General features: G+C 29.4%; 22 protein-coding genes. 9 read left to right on the forward strand and 13 right to left on the reverse strand.

What is annotated here, in order from left to right; all coding sequences use genetic code 11:
- The first annotated feature begins 190 nt into the window (after positions 1-190).
- Together mfd and BLT88_RS12900 are read left to right on the forward strand one after the other, a co-directional pair.
- Positions 191-3,523 carry a transcription-repair coupling factor gene (mfd, locus tag BLT88_RS12895; RefSeq protein WP_091955228.1) on the forward strand — a complete coding sequence of 1,111 codons (3,333 nt, stop codon included), beginning with the start codon at positions 191-193 and terminating at the stop codon, positions 3,521-3,523.
- Positions 3,523-4,380, forward strand: a complete 858-nt coding sequence (locus BLT88_RS12900) for a DMT family transporter (protein ID WP_091955230.1) — start codon at positions 3,523-3,525, stop codon at positions 4,378-4,380. The genes mfd and BLT88_RS12900 overlap by 1 nt, the downstream gene beginning before the upstream one ends.
- Positions 4,381-4,394: 14 nt before the next feature.
- Here the strand turns inward: BLT88_RS12900 and BLT88_RS12905 are convergent, their stop codons facing one another.
- Together BLT88_RS12905 and dprA are read right to left on the reverse strand one after the other, a co-directional pair.
- Positions 4,395-5,453, reverse strand: a complete 1,059-nt coding sequence (locus tag BLT88_RS12905; protein ID WP_091955232.1) for a hypothetical protein — start codon at positions 5,451-5,453, stop codon at positions 4,395-4,397.
- 35 nt (positions 5,454-5,488) lie between these two features.
- Entirely contained in the window at positions 5,489-6,589 is a 1,101-nt protein-coding gene (gene dprA, locus BLT88_RS12910; RefSeq protein WP_091955233.1) for a DNA-processing protein DprA, read from the reverse strand.
- Positions 6,590-6,684: 95 nt separating this feature from the next.
- Between dprA and BLT88_RS12915 the strand changes: the two genes are divergently transcribed.
- The 4 genes from BLT88_RS12915 to BLT88_RS12930 all read left to right on the forward strand — a co-directional run bounded on the left by BLT88_RS12915 (position 6,685) and on the right by BLT88_RS12930 (position 10,300).
- On the forward strand, positions 6,685-7,596 hold the full coding sequence (locus tag BLT88_RS12915; protein WP_091955236.1) for an SPOR domain-containing protein: 912 nt from the start codon (positions 6,685-6,687) through the stop codon (positions 7,594-7,596).
- Positions 7,597-7,639: 43 nt separating this feature from the next.
- Positions 7,640-8,149: an acyl-CoA thioesterase gene (locus tag BLT88_RS12920; protein WP_091955237.1), complete on the forward strand. Its 510-nt coding sequence runs from the start codon at positions 7,640-7,642 to the stop codon at positions 8,147-8,149.
- An 89-nt stretch (positions 8,150-8,238) separates the two neighbouring features.
- Positions 8,239-8,649 carry a mechanosensitive ion channel domain-containing protein gene (locus BLT88_RS12925; protein WP_157691227.1) on the forward strand — a complete coding sequence of 137 codons (411 nt, stop codon included), beginning with the start codon at positions 8,239-8,241 and terminating at the stop codon, positions 8,647-8,649.
- Positions 8,650-8,710: 61 nt separating this feature from the next.
- Complete coding sequence (locus BLT88_RS12930; RefSeq protein WP_091955242.1) at positions 8,711-10,300, forward strand: NAD(P)/FAD-dependent oxidoreductase; 1,590 nt, start codon at positions 8,711-8,713, stop codon at positions 10,298-10,300.
- Here BLT88_RS12930 and BLT88_RS12935 read toward each other — a convergent pair whose 3' ends face one another.
- The 4 genes from BLT88_RS12935 to BLT88_RS12950 form a co-directional block, all read right to left on the reverse strand.
- Complete coding sequence (locus BLT88_RS12935) at positions 10,301-11,536, reverse strand: murein hydrolase activator EnvC (RefSeq protein ID WP_091955244.1); 1,236 nt, start codon at positions 11,534-11,536, stop codon at positions 10,301-10,303.
- The gene (locus BLT88_RS12940; RefSeq protein ID WP_231960006.1) at positions 11,536-12,240 is read right to left on the reverse strand and encodes a DUF4292 domain-containing protein; all 705 of its coding nucleotides are present in this window, start codon (positions 12,238-12,240) and stop codon (positions 11,536-11,538) included. Before BLT88_RS12940 ends, BLT88_RS12935 begins: the two co-directional genes overlap by 1 nt.
- A gap of 69 nt (positions 12,241-12,309) precedes the next feature.
- A complete protein-coding gene (locus BLT88_RS12945; RefSeq protein ID WP_091955246.1) occupies positions 12,310-13,290 on the reverse strand; it encodes a lipopolysaccharide assembly protein LapB in 981 nt (326 codons plus the stop codon).
- Positions 13,291-14,307, reverse strand: coding sequence for a sugar nucleotidyltransferase (locus tag BLT88_RS12950; RefSeq protein WP_091955249.1), 1,017 nt, complete (start codon positions 14,305-14,307; stop codon positions 13,291-13,293).
- A gap of 315 nt (positions 14,308-14,622) precedes the next feature.
- Here BLT88_RS12950 and BLT88_RS12955 point away from each other — a divergent pair, with 315 nt between their 5' ends.
- On the forward strand, positions 14,623-16,479 hold the full coding sequence (locus tag BLT88_RS12955) for an ABC-F family ATP-binding cassette domain-containing protein (protein WP_091955810.1): 1,857 nt from the start codon (positions 14,623-14,625) through the stop codon (positions 16,477-16,479).
- Here BLT88_RS12955 and BLT88_RS12960 read toward each other — a convergent pair.
- The gene (locus BLT88_RS12960; protein ID WP_091955250.1) at positions 16,476-17,195 is read right to left on the reverse strand and encodes a 3'-5' exonuclease; all 720 of its coding nucleotides are present in this window, start codon (positions 17,193-17,195) and stop codon (positions 16,476-16,478) included. The genes BLT88_RS12955 and BLT88_RS12960 overlap by 4 nt on opposite strands.
- A 98-nt stretch (positions 17,196-17,293) precedes the next feature.
- Positions 17,294-18,169, reverse strand: a complete 876-nt coding sequence (locus tag BLT88_RS12965) for a T9SS type A sorting domain-containing protein (protein ID WP_091955252.1) — start codon at positions 18,167-18,169, stop codon at positions 17,294-17,296.
- Positions 18,170-18,338: 169 nt separating this feature from the next.
- Here BLT88_RS12965 and BLT88_RS12970 point away from each other — a divergent pair, with 169 nt between their 5' ends.
- Positions 18,339-19,037, forward strand: a complete 699-nt coding sequence (locus BLT88_RS12970) for a response regulator (RefSeq protein WP_091955254.1) — start codon at positions 18,339-18,341, stop codon at positions 19,035-19,037.
- Between the two features lie 44 nt (positions 19,038-19,081).
- Positions 19,082-20,122, forward strand: coding sequence for a cell wall metabolism sensor histidine kinase WalK (locus BLT88_RS12975; RefSeq protein WP_091955257.1), 1,041 nt, complete (start codon positions 19,082-19,084; stop codon positions 20,120-20,122).
- Between the two features lie 9 nt (positions 20,123-20,131).
- Here BLT88_RS12975 and purD read toward each other — a convergent pair whose 3' ends face one another.
- The 5 genes from purD to BLT88_RS13000 form a co-directional block, all read right to left on the reverse strand.
- Positions 20,132-21,406: a phosphoribosylamine--glycine ligase gene (gene purD, locus BLT88_RS12980; protein ID WP_091955259.1), complete on the reverse strand. Its 1,275-nt coding sequence runs from the start codon at positions 21,404-21,406 to the stop codon at positions 20,132-20,134.
- Positions 21,407-21,525: 119 nt separating this feature from the next.
- Positions 21,526-22,290 carry a glycosyltransferase family 2 protein gene (locus tag BLT88_RS12985; protein WP_091955262.1) on the reverse strand — a complete coding sequence of 255 codons (765 nt, stop codon included), beginning with the start codon at positions 22,288-22,290 and terminating at the stop codon, positions 21,526-21,528.
- Positions 22,291-22,295: 5 nt separating this feature from the next.
- A complete protein-coding gene (locus BLT88_RS12990; protein ID WP_091955264.1) occupies positions 22,296-23,645 on the reverse strand; it encodes an exopolysaccharide biosynthesis polyprenyl glycosylphosphotransferase in 1,350 nt (449 codons plus the stop codon).
- A 31-nt stretch (positions 23,646-23,676) separates the two neighbouring features.
- A complete protein-coding gene (locus tag BLT88_RS12995; protein ID WP_091955266.1) occupies positions 23,677-23,925 on the reverse strand; it encodes a hypothetical protein in 249 nt (82 codons plus the stop codon).
- A gap of 138 nt (positions 23,926-24,063) precedes the next feature.
- On the reverse strand, positions 24,064-25,182 hold the full coding sequence (locus BLT88_RS13000; RefSeq protein WP_091955268.1) for a glycosyltransferase: 1,119 nt from the start codon (positions 25,180-25,182) through the stop codon (positions 24,064-24,066).
- Between the last annotated feature and the right edge of the window lie 70 nt (positions 25,183-25,252).

Genomic DNA, 25,252 nt, shown 5'->3' on the forward strand with positions numbered 1-25,252 from the left:
AAACTGTGCCAAATCTTTAGCAGCTTTTGCCCAGGAAAAAGCTACTAAAAAACCATCACACTCTTCCTACTTGAAAAAATTATCAAACCATTACTTTTACATACACCTAGTCCATGAAAAAATAAAAAGTTTGAAAAACATTTTCAATAAGCCTATTTCAAATTAATATATTTGCATAAAATATATTACGTTGAGTACCCAAAACATTGTAAATAAATATCAAAATTCTACGAATGTTTCGCAGATAATCACAGCACTTCAACAAGACCAAAACCATTTTCAAATTACGAATTTGGTGGGCTCATCATTGTCTTTTGTTATCTCAGAAAGCTTTAAAAAAACAGACAAACCTTATCTTTTAATCTTTAATGACAAAGAAGAAGCAGCTTATTATTTAAACGATTTAGAACAACTTTTAGGTGATAAAAATGTGCTTTTTTACCCTGGATCCTACAGAAGACCTTATCAAATTGAAGAAACCGACAATGCAAATGTTTTATTGCGTTCTGAGGTTTTAAATAGGATTAATTCTCGTAAAAAACCCGCTGTAATTGTAACGTATCCTGCGGCATTATTTGAGAAAGTAGTTACTAAAAAAGAATTAGAAAAAAATACTTTAAAAGTTGCAGTTGGTGAAAGCTTATCGCTCGATTTTGTAAATGAAGTTTTATTTGAATATAAATTTAAACGAGTTGACTTTGTTACTGAGCCTGGCGATTTTTCTGTAAGAGGCGGAATCATTGATGTCTTCTCATTCTCTAACGATGAGCCTTATAGAATTGAATTTTTCGGAGATGAAATTGACAGTATCAGAACTTTTGATGTAGAAACTCAACTTTCGAAGGAAAAAATGAAGAAAGTTTCTATCATGCCAAATGTAGAAAACAAAACTTTTGAGGAAAATAGAGAAAGTTTCTTAAAGTATATTTCGTCTAAAACGGTCGTTTTCATCAAAAATATTGACTTATTAGTAGGTAATTTGGATAAATTCTTTCAAAAATCAGAAGAAGCTTTCAAAGATGTATCCAAAGAAATTAAACATACAAAACCATCAGAATTATTTTGTGATGGTAATTTTATTAAAAACCAATTACAAGATTTTACTTTAGTAAATTTTGGGAGATCAACAGCTAAGGACCAATTAGAAATTGTTTTTAATGTAAAACCACAGCCTTCCTTTAACAAACAATTCAATTTACTAATTGATGATTTAAATGAACATCATTTAGCGGGCTTTACCAACTATATCTTTTGTGCAAATGAACAACAAGCTAAACGGTTCCATGATATTTTTGATGATGCGGAACAAGAAGTTCATTATGAAACAGTAGTTTTTCCTCTATATCAGGGTTTTGTAGACATACACAACAAATTAGTTTGCTATACAGATCATGAAATATTTGAACGTTATCATAAATTTAGATTAAAAAATGGGTATGCAAAAAAACAGGCTATCACACTTCAAGAATTAAACAAACTTGAAATTGGAGATTATGTAACCCATATGGATCACGGAATTGGAAAATTTGGTGGTTTACAAAAAATCGATGTTCAAGGAAAAAAGCAAGAAGCTATTAAATTAGTCTATGGAGAAAGAGATATTTTATATGTAAGTATTCATTCACTTCATAAGATTTCTAAATTCAATGGAAAAGACGGAAAAGCACCAAAAATATATAAATTAGGTTCCGGTGCTTGGAAAAAAATAAAACAAAAAACCAAAGCGAGAGTTAAACATATTGCCTTTAATTTAATTCAGTTGTATGCAAAAAGAAAATTGCAAAAAGGTTTTGCATTTGGACCAGATACGCATATTCAACATGAATTAGAAGGAAGTTTTATGTATGAAGATACGCCAGATCAATTTACAGCCACTCAAGATGTAAAAAATGATATGGAAAAAGAACAACCGATGGATAGATTGGTTTGTGGTGATGTTGGTTTTGGGAAAACTGAAGTTGCCGTAAGAGCTGCTTTTAAAGCAGTTGACAATGGTAAACAAGTGGCTATTTTAGTGCCAACAACTATCTTAGCTTTTCAACATTATAAGACATTTACAGAACGTTTAAAAGATTTTCCCATTAAAATAGATTACTTAAATAGGTTTAGAACTGCAAAACAAAAAACGGCTGCAATTGAGGGCGTAAATAAAGGTGAAGTTGATATTATTATTGGAACGCATCAATTAACCAATCAACGTTTAAAATTTAAAGATTTAGGCTTATTAATTATTGATGAAGAACAGAAGTTTGGTGTTGCTGTAAAAGATAAATTAAAAACGCTCAAGGAAAATGTTGACACTTTAACGCTAACTGCAACCCCTATTCCAAGAACCCTGCAATTTAGTTTAATGGCGGCAAGAGATTTATCAGTTATAAAAACTCCTCCACCAAACAGACATCCTATAGAAAGTAGTGTTATTCGTTTTTCTGAGGAAACCATTAGAGATGCTATTTCTTATGAAATTTCTAGAGGAGGACAAGTTTTTTTCATTCATAACAGAATTGAAAACATTAAAGAAGTTGCTGGTTTGTTGCAAAGATTAGTGCCATCTGCAAAAATTAGTATTGGCCACGGACAAATGGAAGGTAAAAAACTGGAAGCTTTAATGCTCGGTTTCATGAATAATGAATTTGATGTCCTAGTATCTACAACTATTGTAGAAAGTGGTTTAGACGTGCCAAATGCAAACACAATTTTTATAAATAATGCTAATAATTTTGGCTTGTCCGATTTGCATCAAATGCGAGGTCGAGTTGGGCGTTCTAACAAAAAAGCATTCTGTTATTTTATAACACCTCCTTATCACATGATGACCGATGATGCCAGAAAAAGAATAGAAGCGCTGGTTTTATTTTCTGATTTAGGAAGCGGAATTAATATTGCAATGAAAGATTTAGAAATTAGGGGTGCTGGAGATTTATTAGGCGGCGAACAAAGTGGCTTCATCAATGATATTGGCTTTGACACCTATCAAAAAATATTACAGGAAGCTATTGAGGAACTAAAAGAAAATGAATTTAAAGAATTGTATCCAGCAGACAACTCTAAACCTAAAGAGTTTGTAAAAGAGGTGCAAATTGATACAGATTTTGAAATTTTATTTCCTGATGACTATGTAAATTCAATTACGGAAAGATTGAGTTTATATAACAAATTAGGCAGCTTAAAAACAGCAGAAGAATTACAAGTTTTTGAAACAGAAATTGTAGATAGATTTGGAGAAGTGCCAAATGAAGTCTTGGATCTCTTAGATTCTGTTAGAATAAAATGGTTAGCAAAAGAATTAGGTTTAGAGAAAATCATTTTAAAACAAAAAAGAATGATTGGGTATTTTGTTTCTAATCAGCAAAGTGAATTTTATCAAACAGCAGCATTTTCAAAAATGCTAAAATATGTTCAACAGAATTCTAAAAATTGTGTAATGAAAGAGAAAGAAACTAAAAACGGATTACGTTTATTAATTACCTTTATTAAAATAGATTCTGTAAAAACAGCTTTACAAATATTAACCAGAATCTAATGGAAAACTCGCATAATAAAAACTTATCTCTATTACTGTTAGCAACTCTTTTTATAAGTACTTCTGGTGTTTTAGGAAAATATATTGCGCTACCTAGTGAAGTAATTATTTTATGCAGAGCCAGTTTTGCTTCTGTATTTATGTATCTATTTTGTCGATTTAAAAAGGTGAATTTAAAAATAAAATCGAGAAAGGATTTTTTCTCTTTTACCATAAGCGGTTTTTTTATGGGTGCTCATTGGGTCACTTATTTTATAGCTTTAAAACTTTCTAACGTAGCCTTAGGTATGCTTTCTTTGTACACTTTCCCTGTAATTACAGCTTTTTTAGAACCTTTTTTTTCAAAACAGAAATTAAATCCGATTCATATTTTTTTCGCAATTTTAGTCTTAATTGGAGTTTACATACTAGTTCCAGATTTTTCTTTAAACAACGATCAGTTAAAAGGAATTTTATTCGGAATTCTTTCTGCCTTCTGCTACGCTTTGAGAAACCTTACTTTAAAAAAACATATTAAAAATTACAATGGAAGTGCGTTAATGCTGCACCAAATGGTTATTGTTTCTGTCCTACTATCTCCTGTGTTATTTCTAAGTGACTTTTCTAATTTTGAAAGTCAACTACCATTTTTAGTTCTAATTGCTTTATTAACGACTGCAATTGGTCATACGATGATGGTAAATTCTTTGAAGCATTTTTCTATTTCTACAGCAAGTATTATAAGCAGTGTTCAACCAATTTTTGGAATAATAATTGCCTTCGTTTTCGTAAATGAGATACCAAGTATTAATACCTTTATTGGAGGGGGTCTAATTTTATTAACAGTTGTTCTTGAAAGTATAAGGATTAGAAAATAAAAATATTAAGACACCTATTTAGCGCTTATATCTAGATAATTACGCTTTACAAATTCTAAAATTGTTTCTAAAATCTCTCCCATATTTTTATTCTCCTTAAACTTTACATCGTGTACATATTCTATTAAATACTTCTTCAATAATTCTACATTTTCAGGAAAAGAAATAGTGTCATTTTTCATACAATTAATTAATTGTGCTGTTCTATCCGGAGAACTAATCATTCTCTTCGCGATGTAAGAACGCTCTTCCACTTTATATTGGTTTATTGAGCTATTTTCCAATTTTCTTCCTACCATTTCTACCATCTTAAAGTTTTCTTTTAAAAACTGTAAGTTGTAAACTTTTAAATTTCCTTCAAAAGATTGCTGGTCAAAATCTATAGCTCTAATTTTATAAATAATCTGATCAAAATCATGGATAGGCGTAATTACATAATTATAAGAACGCATATCTCCCAACAATCGGATGAAACATCGTTCTTTAAATTTAACAAACTCCTTAGCAATTTGAGCCTTTTCCGATTCTGTACACTTTGGCAATATATTATGAATAAAGTCATCTCCTGGAATACCAGAAATATGCTCTTCAATTAGTGTATCTTTATAAACTAAATAGTTTATATTATAAGGAGATAACAAATGTTCTAACTCTAAACCATATACTCTGGAAGCATCTGCTTTTTTTACATAAAAATAAGTAAAGTTATCATTTAAAATGTTTCTTACTTTAATGCGAAAAGGCTTAGAATTGCCAAATGTGCAAAAATCTATAGCATCTACGTTAAGAAAAGGAATTGTATTTTCATTACCATCAGAATGCAATAATGTATAAATCTTTTTAAGGCTTAAATCTATTTCTTTCCTTTCAAATTCATTGTAAAATGTCCTTACCCAAAGAGTATCTTCATCATTTTTATCATAGACAGATACAGAACCTTGAAAACGAAGTAAATCGTTGTAAAAAATAGGAATTACCGTACTCCTATTATGCTTTACTAAAAAATTTTCTAAGGATTTACTTATTGGAAAAGTAGGTTTTTTTTTTGATATTAATTTTTCTTCTAAAGACATTTTCTAGGATTGAGTCACTTCAAAAATAAGGATTATTAAATAAGTTCAAACATCTTTCCTGGTAAAGGTTTTGTAATCCCTTTTAATTCCATTTGTAATAAAATTGCTGACAGTTGATACATAGGAATATTACATTCTAAAGAAATTACATCCAATAATTGTTGCCCTTTTTCGTGCAATAAATCATAGATTTTTTGCTCGTTTTCATTTAACTCAACAAATAATTGTTTCTGAATTATTTTTGATTTTTCATTCAAATCCCAATTTAACATTTTTACAATATCTTTAGCCGACGTCAACAAATTTGCCTGGTTATTTTTAATTAAATTATTACAGCCTTTACTATAAATATCTGTTGTTCTACCAGGAACTGCAAACACATCTTTGTCATAAGAATTGGCAATATCTGCAGTAACCAAAGAGCCTCCTTTTGCAGCAGACTCTACAATAATAGTAGCTTTTGAAATACCCGCAACAATTCTATTTCTCTTTAAAAAATTTTCTCTTAATGGAGCTTCCTCACTCCAAAACTCTGTTAAAAACCCCCCATTTTCATTTACTTCATTAATATGTTTTTTATGAACTTTTGGATAAATTTGCTCAAAACCGTGGGCTAAAACTGCAATTGTTTGTAGCTTGTTTTTTACAGCTGCTTTGTGCGCACAAATATCCACTCCGTAGGCAAAACCACTTATGATTATAGGATTATATTCCGCTAAATCTTCTATTAATTTGTTACAAAAATCTCTTCCATAAGAACTCATATTTCTTGTACCGACAATAGAAATTATCTTATCATTCTTCAAGTTTATATTTCCATCTTTGAATAATAAAATTGGACTATCAATACAATTATGAAGATTGTAAGGGTAATCATCGTCTAAAAAATAAGAATATTGAATTTTATTTTTTTTGATATAGGCCAATTCTTGTTTCGCCTTAAGTATATTCTCGGTATCAAACAAATGTTTGATTGCATGACTCCCAATGCCGTTGATTTTTTGCAAAGTAGCTGATTTTTCTTTAAAAATCTGAGCAACATCTCCCACAGTAACAATAAGTTTTTTAGCTAAAATATCGCCAATAGCTTTACTTTTCTGCAAGCGCAAAACAGCTAATAAATTTTCTTCTTCCAATAGATAACAATTTGAGTACCAATATAAAAAATAATTGTTGATAAAATTTATATGAAATCCCTTTTCAAAACATCTATTTTTTTATATTTGTTTATATGAATTTAGCCAACTACATTAGCGATTTACTTTACAGGTATAATTGTGTAATTATTCCTGATTTTGGTGGTTTTGTGACCAACAAAATTGGCGCAAAAGTGAATGAAACTTCAAATACCTTTTATCCACCAGCAAAACAAATTACGTTTAATAGTCACTTAAAAGTGAATGATGGTTTGTTGACAAACTACATAGCTTCATCAGAAAACATCACATTTGAAAAAGCTTCTGGAATAATTGCTTTGTCCGTTACTGAATGGAAAAACGAAATCAACACAAAACCTATACAAATAGGCGCAGTTGGCGTTTTAACATTAAATGAAAATGATCAGATAATTTTTGAACCCAATACTACCGTTAATTATTTAACCGAATCTTTTGGGTTAACTTCAGTAGCATCTGAATCAATAAAAAGAAACATAACAAAAGTAAAACCTTTAATTCCGATCTTAAAAAAAGAAAACAAAAAAGGAATTCCTACTTTTATAAAATATGCTGCTACTGCTGCGATAATGTTAACACTCAGCTTTGCTGGCAACAATGCATATCAACAAAATAAACAAGAGTCAATAATAGCAAATCAAGAAAAAGCTATTGAGAAAAAAATTCAATCCGCTACTTTTGTAATTACTAATCCTCTGCCAACAATAGCATTAAATGTTTTGAAAGAAGAGGTAGTTTCAAAACCTTATCACGTTGTAGCTGGTGCTTTTCAGTTTCCTGAAAATGCAGAAAAAAAAGTAAATCAACTAAAGAAACAAGGTTACAAAGCAAGTATTCTTGGTGCAAATAAATGGGGATTAATAGAAGTAGCTTTTGATAGTTTTTTAGATAAAAATGAAGCTATTAATAACCTATATAAAATACAAGCAACAGTTTCGGAAGATGCTTGGTTACTGATAAAAAAGTAATATTTATTTAGAGTCTATACTTATATTTGTAGAAATTTTTAAAATGGAAGCAAAGACATCTCGAGAATCTTTAACGATACTTACAGATCTGGTTTTACCAGGAGAAACTAATTACTTAGACAATCTTTTTGGAGGAGAATTATTAGCAAGAATGGATAGAGCTTGCAGCATTGCTGCCAGACGTCATTCTAGAAGAATTGTGGTAACTGCTTCCGTAAATCATGTTGCTTTTAACAAATCTGTTCCTGTCGGGAGTGTAGTTACTGTAGAGGCTAAAGTTTCTAGAGCTTTTAAATCATCCATGGAGATTTATGTTGATGTTTGGATTGAAGACAGACAATCCGGCCAAAGAACAAAAGTTAATGAAGGTATTTATACTTTTGTAGCTGTTGATGAAACTGGAAAACCGGTAAAGATTCCACAAATTATACCAGAAACAACTTTAGAAAAAGAACGTTTTGAAGGGGCTCTTAGGCGCAAACAATTAAGCTTAATTTTAGCAGGAAAGATGAAACCAGATGATGCCACAGAGATTAAAGCTTTATTCAAATAAAAAACATGGAGTTTACAGATTATAAAATATTGTGGTCGATAGCGGTAATTATATTTGTTTTTTTTACTCGTCTTTTTATTGCTAGATCGTTGAAAAAAATTCAAGTTAAATTCAGTTTCCAAAAAGCAAGAATATTAGTAACTAATAAAATAATTACAATACTTATTTATATTTCTTTAATAGTAATTATTTCATTTATTTGGGGGGTTGATGAAAAACAATTACTTATTTATATTTCTTCATTTTTAACTATTTTAGGAATTGCTTTCTTTGCGCAATGGTCTCTCTTATCTAATATTACAGCAGGTATAATTTTATATATTAATTATCCTGTTAAGATAGGTGACACCATTACAGTGCTTGAAAAAGACAACAATATTACTGGTGAAATTAGAGATATTGGGGCATTTTTTATCACTTTAAAAACACAAGAAAATGAATTAATTACAATGCCTAATTCTATTATCCTTCAGAAAAATATTAAATACGATTCTGAATAAAGAATATCATTAAAATTAGATTGTATATTAGCGTATATGCTATTATAAAAAATCTAATCTTATGATCCAATCTTACAAGAAAAACCCAACTTTAGCAGAAAATTACGATTCCATAATTATAGGCTCCGGAATGGGAAGTTTAACTGCGGGAGCTATTCTTGCAAAAGAAGGGCAAAAAGTTTTGGTTTTAGAACGCCATTATATTGCTGGAGGATTTACGCATATTTTTAAACGCAAAGGTTTTGAATGGGATGTTGGCATCCATTATATAGGGGAGGTTCAAAGAAAAACTTCAGTGATTAAAAAATTGTTCGATTACATTTCTGATGCCCAAATACAATGGGCAGATATGGGGGCTGTATATGATAAAATTATAATTGGAGATAAAGAATATGATTTTGTTAAAGGTGTGGAGAACTTTAAAAATAAAATGCTTACTTATTTTCCTGATGAAAAACAGGCTATAGATGCTTATGTGAACTTGGTTTTTAAAGCAATAAAAACAAGTCAGAAATTTTATATGGACAAAGCTTTGCCCCCAATTATGAGCTCACTTATTGGTGGTAAAATGCGCAAACCTTTTTATAATTTCTCTGATAAGACCACTTATGAAGTTTTAAGTTCTATCACTAAAAATGAAGAACTTATAAAAGTACTCTCTGGTCAGTATGGAGATTATGGTTTACCTCCAAAACAAAGCAGTTTTGTTATGCATGCAGCTGTAGCCAAACATTATTTTGCTGGTGGAAGTTTTCCTATTGGAGGCTCGTCTGAAATTGCAAAAACAATTGATAAAGTTATAGAAAAAGCTGGTGGAACTATTTTAATTAGCGCAGAAGTTGATGAAATCATCATTAAAAACAACAAAGCCGTTGGTGTACAAATGAAAGATGGAAAAACCTTTACAGCAAAAAATATTATTTCTGGAGCAGGAATTATGACTACCTATAACAAATTAATTCCGTCAGATATTGCAGAGAAACATCAACTAAAACAACAATTACAAACCGTAAAAAGATCGGTTTCTCATGCTTGTTTATATATTGGCTTAAAAGGCTCTCCTGAAGAACTAAAGCTGCCAAAAACGAATTATTGGATCTATCCTAACAACATAGATCATGATACAGCTATAGATAATTATGTGCATAATTTAAATGCTGATTTTCCAGTAGTTTATATTTCATTTCCTTCAGCAAAAGACCCTGATTGGACTAACAGATACCCAGGAAAAAGTACCATAGATATTATTACATTATTGCCTTATGACGGTTTTAAAAATTGGGATGGCACCAAATGGATGAAACGTGGCGAAGAATATGAAGCATTAAAAGAAAAAATCTCAAAGCGATTATTAGAAGTTTTATTTAAACACATACCACAGGCAAAAGACAAAATTGAACATTATGAACTCTCTACACCTTTAACAACAAAGCATTTTATCAATTATGACGAAGGTGAAATTTATGGTTTAGACCACACACCAAAACGTTTTAGACAAAAATTCTTAAAGCCAAGAACACCTATTAAAAACTTTTATTTAACTGGGCAAGATGTTGTCACTGCAGGAGTCGCAGCAGCTTTATTTTCTGGTGTAATTACAACATCTGCAATGACAGGAAAAAATATTATTAAAAAAGTAATGAAAGGATAATTACCTTTTCAATATCCAAGAAGCCGGATTTAAACGGGTAGTATTTTTAAATAACACAAAAATAAGTTTGGTTTTTTTAGAAATTTTATCTGTAAATATTTTACCAATTTTTTGCCCTGTAACAATTTTATCGCCTTTTTTAACAAAGGAATTTTCAAGGTTATTATATGAAGTAATATAATTTCCATGTCTAATTAAAACGTTTTTTGTGCCTCCAGAACCTAGTAGAATATTCAAAACCTCACCATTATAAATCGCTTCGGCATTACTTCCATTACTGGTAACAATATGCAATCCTGTTCCATTTATTGTTATTCCCGGAAATGTAGGATGCGCTTGTTTACCAAACTTTCTAACAACTAAACCTTCTTTAACGGGCCAAGGCAACAATCCTTTATTCAATTCAAATTTTGCAGCTAATGCTTTTGCTTCTGGACTTAGAATAAATTCATTTTTCTTTCTTGCTACTGATTTCGATTTCAACTTTGCTCTAGCCAATCTGTTAGCTCTTGCAATTTCGTCTCTTATAATTTTATCTATTTTATTAGCAACTCTTTTTTCTGCTTTAATTTGCTTTTGTAAATCCCTTTTGTAGGTTTTTTCTTTTCTTTTTATTTTGGTAATTAAATTTTCTTGCTTCTTTTTATCCGTTTCAATTTGTTGTTTTTCATTCTTCTCTGATAAAATTAACGTGTCTTTTACTCGCTTTTGATAGACTAAAGAATCTTTAATATTTTCAATAAAATCAGTTTGAATAACAATATCTTCTCCTTGCTTTTTTCTGAAGGAGGCATATTGTTTTATATACTCCAAACGTTTATATGCTTGATAAAAATTTTGTGAAGACAACAAAAACATAGCTCTACTTTGTTGTGATTTACTCTTGTAAGATTTGTAAATCATTTCACCATAATCAGCTTTTAAATCAGCAAGATTTTTATGAAGCTTTTCTAATTTAATTTCATTGGTTTTTATCTCTTTTGATAAAAACTTAGCTTCTAAATTTATAGTAGAAATTAGCTTATTTCTAACGTCAATTTTTTGTTTAATATCTCTTAAATCCTCTAAAGCATTTTTCTCTTTTTTCTTTTCATCAAAAAGTAATTTATTCAACTTTATAATTTCTGATTTAAATTTTTTGCGCTGACTTTCTAACTCCTTTTTAGTTTGACTAAAAACAGAGAAACTCATCAGAAAACCTGATAAAAAAAGAATATAAAGCTTTTTATTATTCATTAAAATAGTAACCGTTTGTATCCATAAGGAATATTAAAAGACATTCTTACGTCCGTATCAAAAACAACAGACTTATAATACAAATCTATATTTGTAAAAGATTTTGCATTCTTTGCTTTCACCTTTATTTCTGCAGGAAAAACAACATCATCAACTAAATTATAAGAAGGGTATTTTATATCTAATCGTAAATTCTTAACAGCTTTTACAATCGATTGTTGTTCCAATTTAAAATGTGAAGGGTTTATTGTAAAAAAAATATCAAACAATTCTACTTGTTTTTCTGGTGATAAAATATACCTATTCTTCACAATTTCTACATTTTGTTTTTCTTCCTTTAAATTTAATAAAGATTGCCCTAAAAACAAATTTTGTAATTGTTCGAAATTAATTTCTACCCCTAATAATTTTTTAATCATAGAAAAATCACCTTCAAAATAATTTTTAAACAATGAAGAATAATAGCTTACTGAAGTTGGTGTAATTTTAGCTTTAAAAACGGTTATAAATTTAGTTCCCTTTAGTAAAATAACTTCGTCTTTTATAATTTTCATATTTACAGATAAACTTTGCTTAGTTTTTCCGTTGTTAAAATTTACTTTTAATTTTGCATCAACAGTTTCTTTATCAAAATTTGCTGCGATATGTTTTTTTGCTACTTTTCTTGCCGAAATTTCTTTGGCAATTGCATTGGCATCAATCATATTTTTTTTTGTTTTACAGGAAGTTAAAACAAGGGTAAAAAGGAGAATGTATTTTATGACCTTCATTTTCTAATTCTTCAAATTTTTAGCTTTTTGCTTGAACTTTTTTTCTTGTTTACTATTTCCTAGACCTTTAAATGCCTTGGCTATTTCAGTGTAAAAATCAACCTCCATTTCATCAACAATCACAAAATCAATACCATTTTTTAATGTAGTTAAAGCATTTTGAAAGTTTTTTTGATCATTTAAGATTTTTCCTTTTACTAAATACACAAACGGTTGTGCAGGAAAAAGTGCAATACCTTCTTCACAAAACTTTAATAAAGCAGTATCGTTATTCGTTGAATCTTTCAGGATTTGTTCTAAAATTTGATACGATTTATTGGTTTTAAATTGATGGATTAAAGAACTTAAATCAGATGGATTTATCTTCTTTTCTGAAATTTCTTTTCTCTTTTCTAAACTAGATTTTAATTTTTTTAAATTGGATGTTAATGTGTTTTCTTTTTCTAAAACATTCAATAAAGCACTTGCTTCTTTGTATTGACGGTCATACATCAATAATCTTGCTAATAACTCTCTTTCTTTTGGATGGATCGCTACTATCTGCTGCTGAATCTTAATAGCCTCTTTATAGTTTCTTTCTTTCTGATAAATTTTAACAAAATGCTTTAACATCCAAAGATTATGGATGTCTTTTGCCAACGACCTTTCTATATATTCTTTAGCTAATAAAGTATTGTTAAGTAATAGGTAGTTCTTAGAAAATTCAAAATAAACTGAAACATCGTTTGTTAAAATTTGATTACAGCTCTCTAAATTTTCAATTGCTTTTTGATAGTTTCCTATTGATTTTTCTGATAAAGCTTTAAAGAAAAATTCTTGAAATTTTAATTCTGCCTCTTCTGTTAAATCTTCTTTTGCTGGAATACTGTCTTGTGCAAAAATATTATTTGAGAAAAGAACAAAGAAAAAAGAGAAAAGAACCAACTTAACATAATCAAATTGCTTCTTTTCTCTTTTTTCTTTGTTCTTTCTGATAACGTACATTTATAGTAATTCTGTATAATCTCCGATACTCACAGAAGTGTAATTCCCATTATATTTCGCATGGTTTCCAATCATAGCATTGTCTAAATTTGCATTTGAAATTTGCACATTCGTTTGAATTAAAGAGTTTTCTATAGTAGAATTTTCTACCACACTATGCTCACCAATAGAAACATAAGGTCCTATTTTCGTGTTTTTTAATACAACATTCGCGCCAACATAACAAGGTTGAATAATTTCTGAATTCTCTAAAACAACATCCGAAGAGACTAAATTGTTACCAGCAGCATACTCAAAGCCAAGTGTTTGTTTATTAGTGTCTACAGTTGGGTCTTTTTTGCCACAATCCATCCAATCATTTACTTTACCCGGTATAAACTTTGCTCCTTGTTGTTTTAAAGACTCTAAAACATTTGTTATTTGGTATTCACCATTTTCTTTTAAATCATTATCAATTAAATATTGAATTTCATTTAAAATTTTTTCTCCACTTTTAAAATAATAAATTCCAATAATAGCCAAATCAGAAACAAACTCTTTTGGTTTTTCAATAAAATCTGTAATAAATCCATCTTGCAATTTTACAACACCAAATGCGCTAGGATTTTCAACTTGTTTAACCCAAATTGCGCCATCTACATTAACATCGAGAGTAAAGTCTGCTTTAAATAAAGTGTCTGCATAAGCAACAACACAAGGACCACTCAAAGATTCCTTTGCACAATAAATTGCATGTGCGGTTCCTAATGCTTCTTCTTGCACATATACAGTACCTTTTGCGCCCAATTCGTCTGCAATTTTTAATAAATTTTCTTCTGTATCTGTTGGAAATCCTTTTGCTACAGGGCCGATAATGAATGCTATTTCATCAATTTTTTCATCTATTACAGAAGCTATATCTTCAACCAAACGTTGCACAATTGGCTTTCCTGCTATCACTGTTAATGGCTTTGGAACCGTAAGAGTATGAGGTCTTAAACGAGATCCAATCCCGGCCATTGGTACTATAATTTTCATGTTTTTTTTTCTAAATTTTTCGAATGCAAGATACCATTAATTAAGAGATTCTAAAAATAGTTTTAAGTGAAAAAAGTTCCAAAAAAAATGTAAAATATGCTTCAATTCCTCCTTGTAAATAGGGAGAAACCTCCTCGTAAATAGGGAGGTAAAAATTTCATCATAAATGAGGATTGACAGACACATACCTATCCTTTATCTTTGATAAAAAATGTTATTAAGTATTCTCCAACATAATCATTTTTATAAATGACATTAAAAACCCAAGTTAACGCTTGGGTTTTTTGTTTCTTTGCAAAAATTAAATTTATTTCTGTGAATTATTTATCAGTAGAAAATATCTCAAAATCTTATGGAGAACGTGTTTTATTTGAAGACATCTCTTTCGGAATTAGTAAAGATCAAAAAGTTGCTTTTGTAGCTAAAAATGGAAGTGGTAAAACATCCATCCTAAATATTATTGCAGGTTTAGATGTTCCTGATTCTGGACAAGTAGTCAGTAGAAAAGGAATTTCTATTGCGTATTTAGCTCAAAAAGATGACATTAACCCTGATTTAACTATTGAAGAAACTATTTTTGCCACTGATAATAAAATCCTTTCTATTGTTAATCAATATGAAAAAGCTTTAAAAAACCTTGATGATAGTGACGCTTACCAGGCGGCATTTGATTTAATGGACCAGCACAATGCTTGGGATTTTGAAACACAATACAGACAAATTTTATCAAAATTAAAATTAGACGATTTAACCTTGAAAGTTGGCGCTCTCTCAGGAGGGCAAAGAAAAAGGCTGTCTTTAGCTATTGTTTTAATTAATAAACCAGATTTACTAATTTTAGATGAGCCAACAAATCATTTAGATTTAGAAATGATAGAATGGTTAGAAGCTTTCTTTGCAAAAGAAAAAATTACCTTATTTATGGTGACGCACGATCGTTACTTTCTAGAGCGTGTGTGTAACGAAATTTTAGAATTAGATGAAGGTAAAATCTACAAATACAAAGGAAATTACTCGTACTATTTACAAAATAAAGAAGAACGTTTAGCTTTAGAAGCTACCAATTTAGGAAAAGCTAAAAGTTTATTTAAAAAAGAACTAGAATGGATGCGAAAGCAGCCAAAAGCTAGAACTACAAAATCGAAGTCTAGAACAGATGATTTCTATCAAATTAAAGAAAAAGCACATCAAAGAAGAAAAGATCATCAAGTTCAATTAGAAATAAACATGGAGCGTTTAGGAAGTAAAATTCTTGAACTTCATAAAGTGTCTAAGTCTTATGGAGATAAGAAAATTTTAGATGGTTTTGATTATGTTTTTAAGCGTGGTGAGCGTGTTGGAATAATTGGTAAAAACGGAACTGGAAAATCTTCATTTTTAAATATTATTACAGAAAAGGCTCCTTTAGATTCGGGAAAAGTTATTTTGGGTGAAACTGTAAAATTTGGCTATTACACGCAAGCGGGAATTCATATAAAAGAAGGGCAAAAGGTTATTGATGTTGTAAAAGAATTTGGAGAATTTATTCCCCTTTCTAAAGGACGAAAAATTTCTGCTTCACAATTATTAGAACGCTTTTTATTTGACAAAAAGAAACAGTATGATTTTGTTGAAAAACTTTCTGGAGGTGAGCAAAAACGATTGTATTTATGCGCCGTTTTAATTCAGAATCCTAATTTTTTAATTTTAGATGAACCTACCAATGATTTGGATGTTGTTACGCTAAACGTCCTTGAAAACTTCTTATTAGATTACCCAGGAAACTTATTGGTAGTATCGCATGATCGCTATTTTATGGATAAAATTGTAGATGCTCTTTTTGTTTTTAGAGGTGATGGAGTTGTAGAAAATTTTCCTGGAAATTATTCTGATTTTAGAGCCTATGATGTTTCTGCTCCAAAAGAAACCAAGAAAGTAAAAACGATAGAAAAAACCGAGAAAAAGAATCCGAAAAACGCTTTAAGTTTTAATGAAAAAAGAGAATTTGGTTCGTTAGAAGGAGATATTGAAAAACTTCAAAAAAGAAAAGCAACCATTGAAGCTCAGTTTTTAAATGTAGAAATTGAAGCTGATGATATTGCTAAAAAATCTGAAGAACTACAAAAAACAATTGCTAGCTTAGAACAAAAAGAGGAACGTTGGTTAGAGCTTTCTATGAAACTAGAAGATTAATTTACACTTATAATATCTTTGTCTTTTAACAATTCTTGATTGTTAAAACGCAATAAAATTTGTGCTACGGCAATGGTATCTTTTTCGCAATAGCTTACAATGCGTTGTATGTTTTTTTCCTTATAATAAACGTTTGCAACTTCACTGCCATCTATATCATCTTTTGGTGATGGAACTCCTAGAATTGACGTTAATAGTTTTAAGGATGTATAATGTTTGTAGTCTCCAAACTTCCACAACTCTAGTGTATCTATATGAGGAACTTCCCAGGGTTTTTTACCAAATAGATTTAGCTTATTAGGCAGTTCTATCTGATGCACAATCATTCTTCTAGCTATAAAGGGAAAATCGAATTCCTTACCATTATGTGCACATAAAACATGACTCTTTTTTGTGAAATGCGTGTCTAATAATCCTTTAAAATCTGTTAGAATCTTATGCTCATCATCCCCAAAAAAAGAAGTAAGTCTTAATTGTTTTTCAGCTTCCTTATCAATAAAGTAACCCACCGAAATACAGATTATTTTTCCGAATTCTGCCCAAATCCCTGCACGGTCATAAAAAGCTGCTGCAGTAAATTCTTCTTTGCGCTGATAGTGTGTTTTTTTCTCAAAAAGTTCTTGGGTTTCTTTTGAAATATCTTTCCAATTTTCAAATTCAGGGACTGTTTCTATATCTAAAAACAAGATATTATTTAAGTTATAGGTAAGATTCATAGCACTATTTTTTTCTTTTTCTAGACGAAAGATAGTGAAAATAAAAAAGCTCCAAAAATTAATTTGGAGCTTTTCTAGTACAAAAACTTTATACTGTTTTATCTAATTACTAATTTCTTAGTAGCCGTTTTACCATCTTCAGTTACTTTTAAGATGTAAACTCCCGCAGAAATAGCAGAAACGTTAACATTAGATTTTACACCAGAAAAATTTGATGAAAGTACTTTTTTACCTAAAACATTAAAAATAGCAAACTCTTTTTTACTACTGCTATTGCTAGTAATAGTAAATGTATTGTTTGTAATTGGATTTGGATACGTTGCAAATCCTGCAATAGCATTGTTTTTTACAGAAGCAGTGCCAGATCCTGTATAAGAACCTAAACTATCCCATCCACTGTTCGAATCTGTAACAATCCATTCAGATGAAGCTTCGTCTGTCCCAGCAGAATTTGCCCAATCTGTATTTGGTCCTGAAATAGTGTTTTTTCTAGTTAAAGTATGATTTGCTGTTGCATTGGTCGTTCCAGCAACATCCCAACCAGAACCTGGATCTACAGTAGGCACACCAATAATGTCTAGAACATCAAATGTACCACCAGAATTTTTTTTAAGTAGTGCAATAGCATCATCACCGTTATAATGGATAGCACTCTCATATGCTAAAGAAAGATCTGCAGCAGCCAATATTATTGCATCAGCCTGATCTGTAGAGATAACGTACACATCACCATCAACAATTGTACCCGTTAATGCTAAATCTCTTGTAGCTTTCCAATCACCTCCATTATTAGATCCTTTGATCATGTAATCAGAAAGGTCCACATCACTGCCTGTTCCATTAAAAATTTCAATAAATTTATTATTACTAGAACCTTCAGCATACATGCTAATAAATAAATCAGAATATTGCCCAAAAGAGGCAGCGCTAAAAATTAAAGATAAGCATACTGTTAAAATGTAATTTTTTTTCATACTGTATATGTTTTATATTATTGAGTAAATATAATAATAATTAAACAGTATAACAAAATCTTGTAGATTATTTCAATGTTAAGAAACCTTGTAAAGATTAAATGATTGTTAAGTAGTTATTTTTGTTATATATTATCAGTATTTTTGATACTTATCTTATAGAGAGGTTATGAATAAAAACGATATAAAAATTTTATTAGTTGATGATGAGCCAGATATTTTAGAAATTGTTGGATACAATTTAAAGAATGAAGGGTATCAAGTATTTACAGCTTCCAATGGGCAAGAAGCCATAAAATCTGCTAAAAAAAATATTCCGCATTTAATTTTATTAGATATTATGATGCCCGAAATGGATGGAATAGAAGCGTGTGAAAAAATCAGAAAAATAAAATCACTCGAAAACGTTATTATCTCTTTTTTAACTGCCAGAGGTGAAGACTATTCGCAAGTTGCAGGCTTTGAAGCGGGTGCTGATGATTATATTACAAAACCTATTAAACCAAAAGTACTGGTAAGTAAAATAAAATCGTTGTTAAGAAGATTAAAAAATGAAAAAGATACTGAAGAATCTTATAAAATAGGAGATATTGTTATTGATAGAGATGCCTATGTTGTTTATAAAGCCGAGAAAAAGATTTCTCTTCCTAGAAAAGAATTTGAACTCTTTTCTTTGCTAACTTCAAAACCAGGAAAAGTATTTAAAAGAGAAGTTATTTTGGATACCGTTTGGGGAAATGAAGTTGTTGTTGGCGGCAGAACGATAGATGTACATATTAGAAAACTGCGCGAAAAAATAGGTGATGATCATTTTAAAACGGTAAAAGGCGTTGGTTATAAATTTGTACTAGAAACATCTGAAACATAAATTTTTTCTAAATTCTAGATTTAGATATTAAATACCTACTTTTTTTGAAACTAAAAAAAACTTACTCGTATGCCCTTTGGTCGGCTATTTATTTAACGCTACTTTCTGTGGCTATAGGCGGCATATCATATATTATGTATAGCAAACAATTTGGTATTAATAGTATTGTAATTGCTATACTCGTACTTTTTTTAATTTCTTTTTTCATTATTCAATATAGAGCTGAACACTTTATTTACAGACGTTTAAAAAAAATATATGAAGATGTTTCTATTTTAGATGTAAATGATCTTAAAAGAGAATCTACAACCACAGATATAGAAAAACTCTCTAAAAGCATGCAAAAGTTTGTAGAAGGGAAACGTTTAGAAATTAAAAATTTAACAGAAAGAGATTCTTTTAGGCGCGATTTTTTAGGAAATGTTGCTCATGAATTAAAAACTCCTCTTTTTACAGTCCAAGGCTACATTCTTACCTTAATGGAAGGCGCTGTAAATGATAAGGAAATACGGATGAAGTATTTAGAAAGAGCGAATAAAGGTGCAGAAAGGCTGGTTGCTGTTATCAAAGATTTAGATATGATTGCCAAATTGGAAAATGATGGCCTAAAGCTAAATATTGATATATTTAATATGCTTGAACTGATTCAAAATGTATTTGATTTGCTTGAAATGAAAGCAAAAAAGAGAAACCTTACCCTACAATTTGATAAAATTTATGAGTTTCCAGTTTTTGTAAAAGGTGATATCGAAAAAATTGAACAAGTTCTTATAAATCTCATTGTAAACTCTATTAAATATGGAAAACCCAATGGCACGACCATTGTAGGCGTTGAAAATTACAATGACACAAAATTTATTATTAAAATTATTGATAATGGAGAAGGAATCGAAAAAGAACACATTTCACGTTTATTTGAACGCTTCTACAGAGTAGACCAAAGTAGGTCTCGTGAACAAGGGGGCTCTGGTTTAGGGCTTTCTATTGTGAAGCACATTGTTGAAGCACATGATGAAAACATCTTGCTAAAAAGCACGTATGGCGAAGGTTCGGAATTTTCTTTTACTCTTGAAAAAGCAAGGTAATCTTTAAGACTACACTAAATCAAAACCAATATCTTTTCTATAATTCATTTTATCAAAATGAATCGCATCAATACTTTTGTACGATTTTTCTAAAGCTTCTTCTATTGTGTCTCCAAAAGAAGTAACCGCCATTACTCTACCTCCATTAGAAACTACTTTGTTTTCTTTAAATGCTGTTCCTGCATGAAAAACAATGGATTCTTCTACAGCATCAAAACCAGTAATTTCTTTATTTTTTTCATAATATTCAGGGTATCCTCCAGAAACTAACATCACGGTTGCCGCAGTTTTTTCTATTACTGAAAACGATTTTTTATCTAAAGTCTGATTGGCAACACCTTCGAATAAATCAAATAAATCTGAGGCTATTCTTGGCAAAACAACTTCTGTTTCAGGGTCTCCCATTCTCACATTATATTCAACCACAGAAGGATTTCCATTGTCATTCATCAATCCAATAAAAATAAAACCTCTATAATCAATTCCGTCTTTTTGCAGCCCCTTAATTGTCGGTTTCACTACCAATTCTTCTACTTTATTTAAAAAAGCTTCATCTGCAAAGGGTACTGGAGAAATTGCCCCCATGCCGCCTGTATTTAAACCTGTATCTCCTTCACCAATTCTTTTGTAATCTTTTGCTGAGGGTAAAATTTTATAGTTTTTACCATCTGTTAAAACGAAAACTGACAATTCTATTCCTTTTAAAAACTCCTCAATAACAACAGTAGATGATGCTTCTCCAAATTTTTGGTTGGCAACCATTTCTTCAAGCTCTTTTTTAGCTTCTTCTAAAGCGTTTAAAATTAATACTCCTTTCCCTGCTGCTAAACCATCTGCTTTTAGAACAAAAGGAGGTTCTAAAGTTTCTAAGAAAGCAAAACCTTCTTCTAAATTTTCTTTGGTAAATGATTGATATTTGGCAGTAGGAACGCCATGCTTTTGCATAAATTGTTTAGAAAAATCTTTACTTCCCTCTAATAACGCTCCATCTTTTTTAGGGCCAATAACTGGTATCTTCTTCAAATCAGCATCCGCTAGAAAGAAATCATGAATTCCCTCTACCAAAGGTGCTTCTGGGCCTACAACAACCATTTGAATATTATTCTCTAAAACTGTATTTTTTACTGCTTGAAAATCTGTTGGATTTATGCTAATATTGGCTGCTATTTTATGTGTCCCTGCATTTCCAGGAGCGACAAAAAGTTGCTTGATTTTATTACTTTGAGATAACTTTAATGCAAAAGCGTGTTCTCTACCTCCAGAACCTAAAATAAGTACATTCATGATTGTTGTGTTGTTGTGATTGCAAATATATTTTAAAATCTTTGGATTTTCATTTTTTTAAGAATGACATCTCTATAAACTCTTCATTTTTACAATATAAAGCTAATTTTAAGCTAGAATTACCATTTTAAAAAATATTTAATAGCAGATAAGGTATGCCTAAAAAATAATTTCATACTTTTTGATGATCCTTTTTTTAATACATGCGTTATTTCTTCTTTTGGATAATATATTTTCTTTTTTCCTAAATTATCTATTTTTCTACAAATATCAACATCTTCCATGTATAAAAAATAACGCTCATCAAAACCTTCTAATTTTAAAAAATCATTGGTTTTATATAAATGAAAACAGCCAGTAATAAATTCTGCAAAAAAAGAATTATTTAAGTCTTTATCTTTGTACTGACCTTTATAAACTGTTGATTTAAAAATTGGCTTCATAAAGGTAAATCTTCTAGCAAATAACTCTGAAAGAAGTGGATATCTTCGGCAAGAATATTGGTGATCTCCGTTTGGAAACAATACTTTTGGAGCTATCATTGAAACATTTTCATCTTTCTTTAATTCTATAATCAAATTGGGTATAACTCCTTCCTGAAAATTAACATCTGGATTTAATATTAAATGAAAGTTAGAGTTATTACTAATTCTATCTTTAACCATATTATGACCTGCTCCAAAACCAATATTCTTACCAACTGCTATATACTCTATTTCTTGTTTTTTAAAAATATTTTGAAAAAGCTTATTTTGGGTGTTATCTATTAAGAAAAGTCTCTTTTTCAAAGGCACTCTTAAGAAACAGTTTACAGTTTTTGTAAGTTCCTCTAAATTTTCATTATATAGCACGATAGATGCTGTAATATCTAATTTCTCTTTCATTCTACTTAATATGCTTTTTCATCTCCTTTAAAAACATTTAAAACGGTTTTAATAATAATCTTAAGATCTAACAAAAAAGACCAGTTTTCTATATAAAAAATATCTAAACGCACTCGGTTTTTAATATCCGACTTCTTTTTTACTTCTCCTCTATAACCACTTATTTGTGCTAAACCAGTAATCCCTGGTTTTACAATATGTCTTTTTAGATAATCCTTAACATCTTTTTGATATTCTAAAGACAGGCTTTCTAAATGAGGTCTGGGACCAACTACACTCATGTCTCCTAATAAAACATTTATAAATTGTGGTAATTCATCCATGCTTGTTTTTCTTAAAAAAGAACCTATTTTAGTTACTCTATTATCATTTTTTGTAGCATGAACTTTATGAGAAAGGTTATTCATTCTCATTGATCTAAATTTGTAACAAACAAACTTTTCTACATTTATTCCTTCTCTTTTTTGTTTAAAAAGTAAAGGCCCTTTTGATTCTAACTTAACCACTATCCATAGAAGTGGCCATAACCAAGAAAGCAAAAAAACACATACGAATAAAGAAAATACAATATCAAAAATTCTCTTGACATAAAAATTTTCTGCAAACTCAAATGGTAATTTCTTGACATTTAAAACCAGTAAAGCATCATCATAATACTCTATAATTTGATTTTTGCTGTATAACTCATTCGAATTTGGAATTAACTTTACAATAATCTCTTTTTCAATTGCAAACTTTTTTATTTTATTTATTTGATCTTTACTTAGAGAGGTTAATGAACAATAAATTTCATCAACCAAATTATTTGTAGCATATGCGAAAACAGTTTCTATATATCCTAAATAATCATTGTCCTTATAAATTTTACTCGAAAAAAAACCCAAGAACTTATATCCTAAATTAGATTTACTTTTAAAAAGTTTAATAATATTTTTTGAAGAGCCATCGAAGCCAACAACAACTGTAGTTCTAGCGTTATTGCCCAATGACCTGTATCTTTTTAATAAGAAAAGCCATGAAAACTTTATTAAAGAAATACCTGTAATAATAAAAATTAAAATTGAGAACTGATTATGAACTGCGATCCCTTCTCTAAAAACACCGAAATACGCAAAATATCCAAGAATAAAAATTAAGAATTGTTTAACTAAAATACTCAATAACCTCAGAGGTCTTGTATATCTATATACATTATAGAAACCAAAGAAATAACTTTCAAAAAGCCAAAATAAAGTAATATATAATCCAAAATATAAATACTCTTTATCATATAATATATAAGTAATAAAATTAAGAATAAAAACATCCAAAAAAATCTGTAATGGTTTTATTAAATATGAGTATCTTTTATTCAATATTATTTTTTTACGGCAAATATAGGTTGTTTTAATTTAAAATTTTATAAATCATTTTATCAATAGTGAATAATTCTTTTGCTATTTCTTTTTGAAAAACAACATCTATATCTTTAGATAAAATACTTTGAATAGTTTTTAAAATGATTGTAAAATTCCAAGAATTTATTACTGTTCCAATATTTTGTAAATTAAACAATAACTCTATTTCACTATCTTTATCTGTAATGACTAAAGTTTTACATCCTGAAGCTAATAAGTTCGGTAACTTAGACGACAAAGACCCTTTGGATTTAATTCACCGAAAGAGCATAATGCACATATTAACAAATTATATCTCAAAAACTAAATAAGTAAATATTATGATATTTAAAATAATTTATAACGGAAGTCTTAAAAATAATCTATTTTCTTGAAGTTATTTTATTTTTTGAAAATATAAGTTTTCTAATGTTTTTATATTTTTTTTAATATCATATAAATTTTCAAATTCTATTCTTGAATTTTTCGCCATTCTTTTTCTTAAAACAATGTCATCTAAAATTTTACTTATACTTTCTGCCATTTGATTTGCATCTTGTTTAACCAAAAAGCCATTATAGTTATTTTTTATCAAATCTTTATTACCATCTACATTAGTTAAAACACATGGTTTACTTAAAGACAAAGCTTCTATAACCGAATATGGCAACCCCTCATATCTTGACGAAGAAACATATACTAAACTTTTATTGAGTATTGCTAAACTCTCGTCTCTTTTTAGCCAAGGTATTAGTGTAATATTTTCAGAAAGATTATTATCTAAAATACTCTTTTCAATTTTTTCTAATGTTGGAGAATAAAAACCAACTCCTAAAATTACCAAATGTATATTGTTGTGTGTATTTTTTATTTTAGTTACAGCTTCAACTAATAATTCTGTATTTTTTTGAAAAGATGGCCTTCCAATAGAACAAATATATTCTTTTGGAAGTTTAGTTAAAAAATTACTCGTAGATAATAAAATTTTATTCTCAATTGAGTTGTTCCAAAGAGCTATTTTTTCTTTTGGTATTTTTAAATCAACTAAAGCTCTTTTGTATTCAGAAGCTGAACAAGCTATAGTCGTTGAAGGCAAAAGACTAAAAAATCTTTCGATGTTTTTTAAAATAAATTGTTGTTTTTTAGATTCTGCGCTTAAATATGAATAAGCATGTGGTGTATAAATAGTCTTAGTTTTAGTTAAAAACCCAACTAATCTTCCTAAAATACCACTTTTTGCACTATGACAATGGATAATGTTTGGTTTTAGTTGTTTAACTATTTTATATATTTTAATTAAACATTTTAGATCGTTAACAAGACGAATCTCTCTTTTAATATTACAATGAAAATGATCTATTTTTAGATCTAAATCATTGTTAATTGCAATAATTTTTTCATTAGTATTGCATATTATTGCATTAGAAAATTGGTTACTATTAATGTACTTGGATAGTAAAGAAATATAAACACCCACGCCAGCTACCGGTCTAGAAATATGAAGAATTTTTACCATACTATCAATATTTTTTCTTTGTATCTTTCTTTCTTAAAATTAGTTAAGCTATTTTTGAACAAAAAAAAAA

It is taken from the genome of Polaribacter sp. Hel1_33_78, from assembly GCF_900106075.1.
Taxonomy (GTDB): Bacteria; Bacteroidota; Bacteroidia; order Flavobacteriales; family Flavobacteriaceae; genus Polaribacter.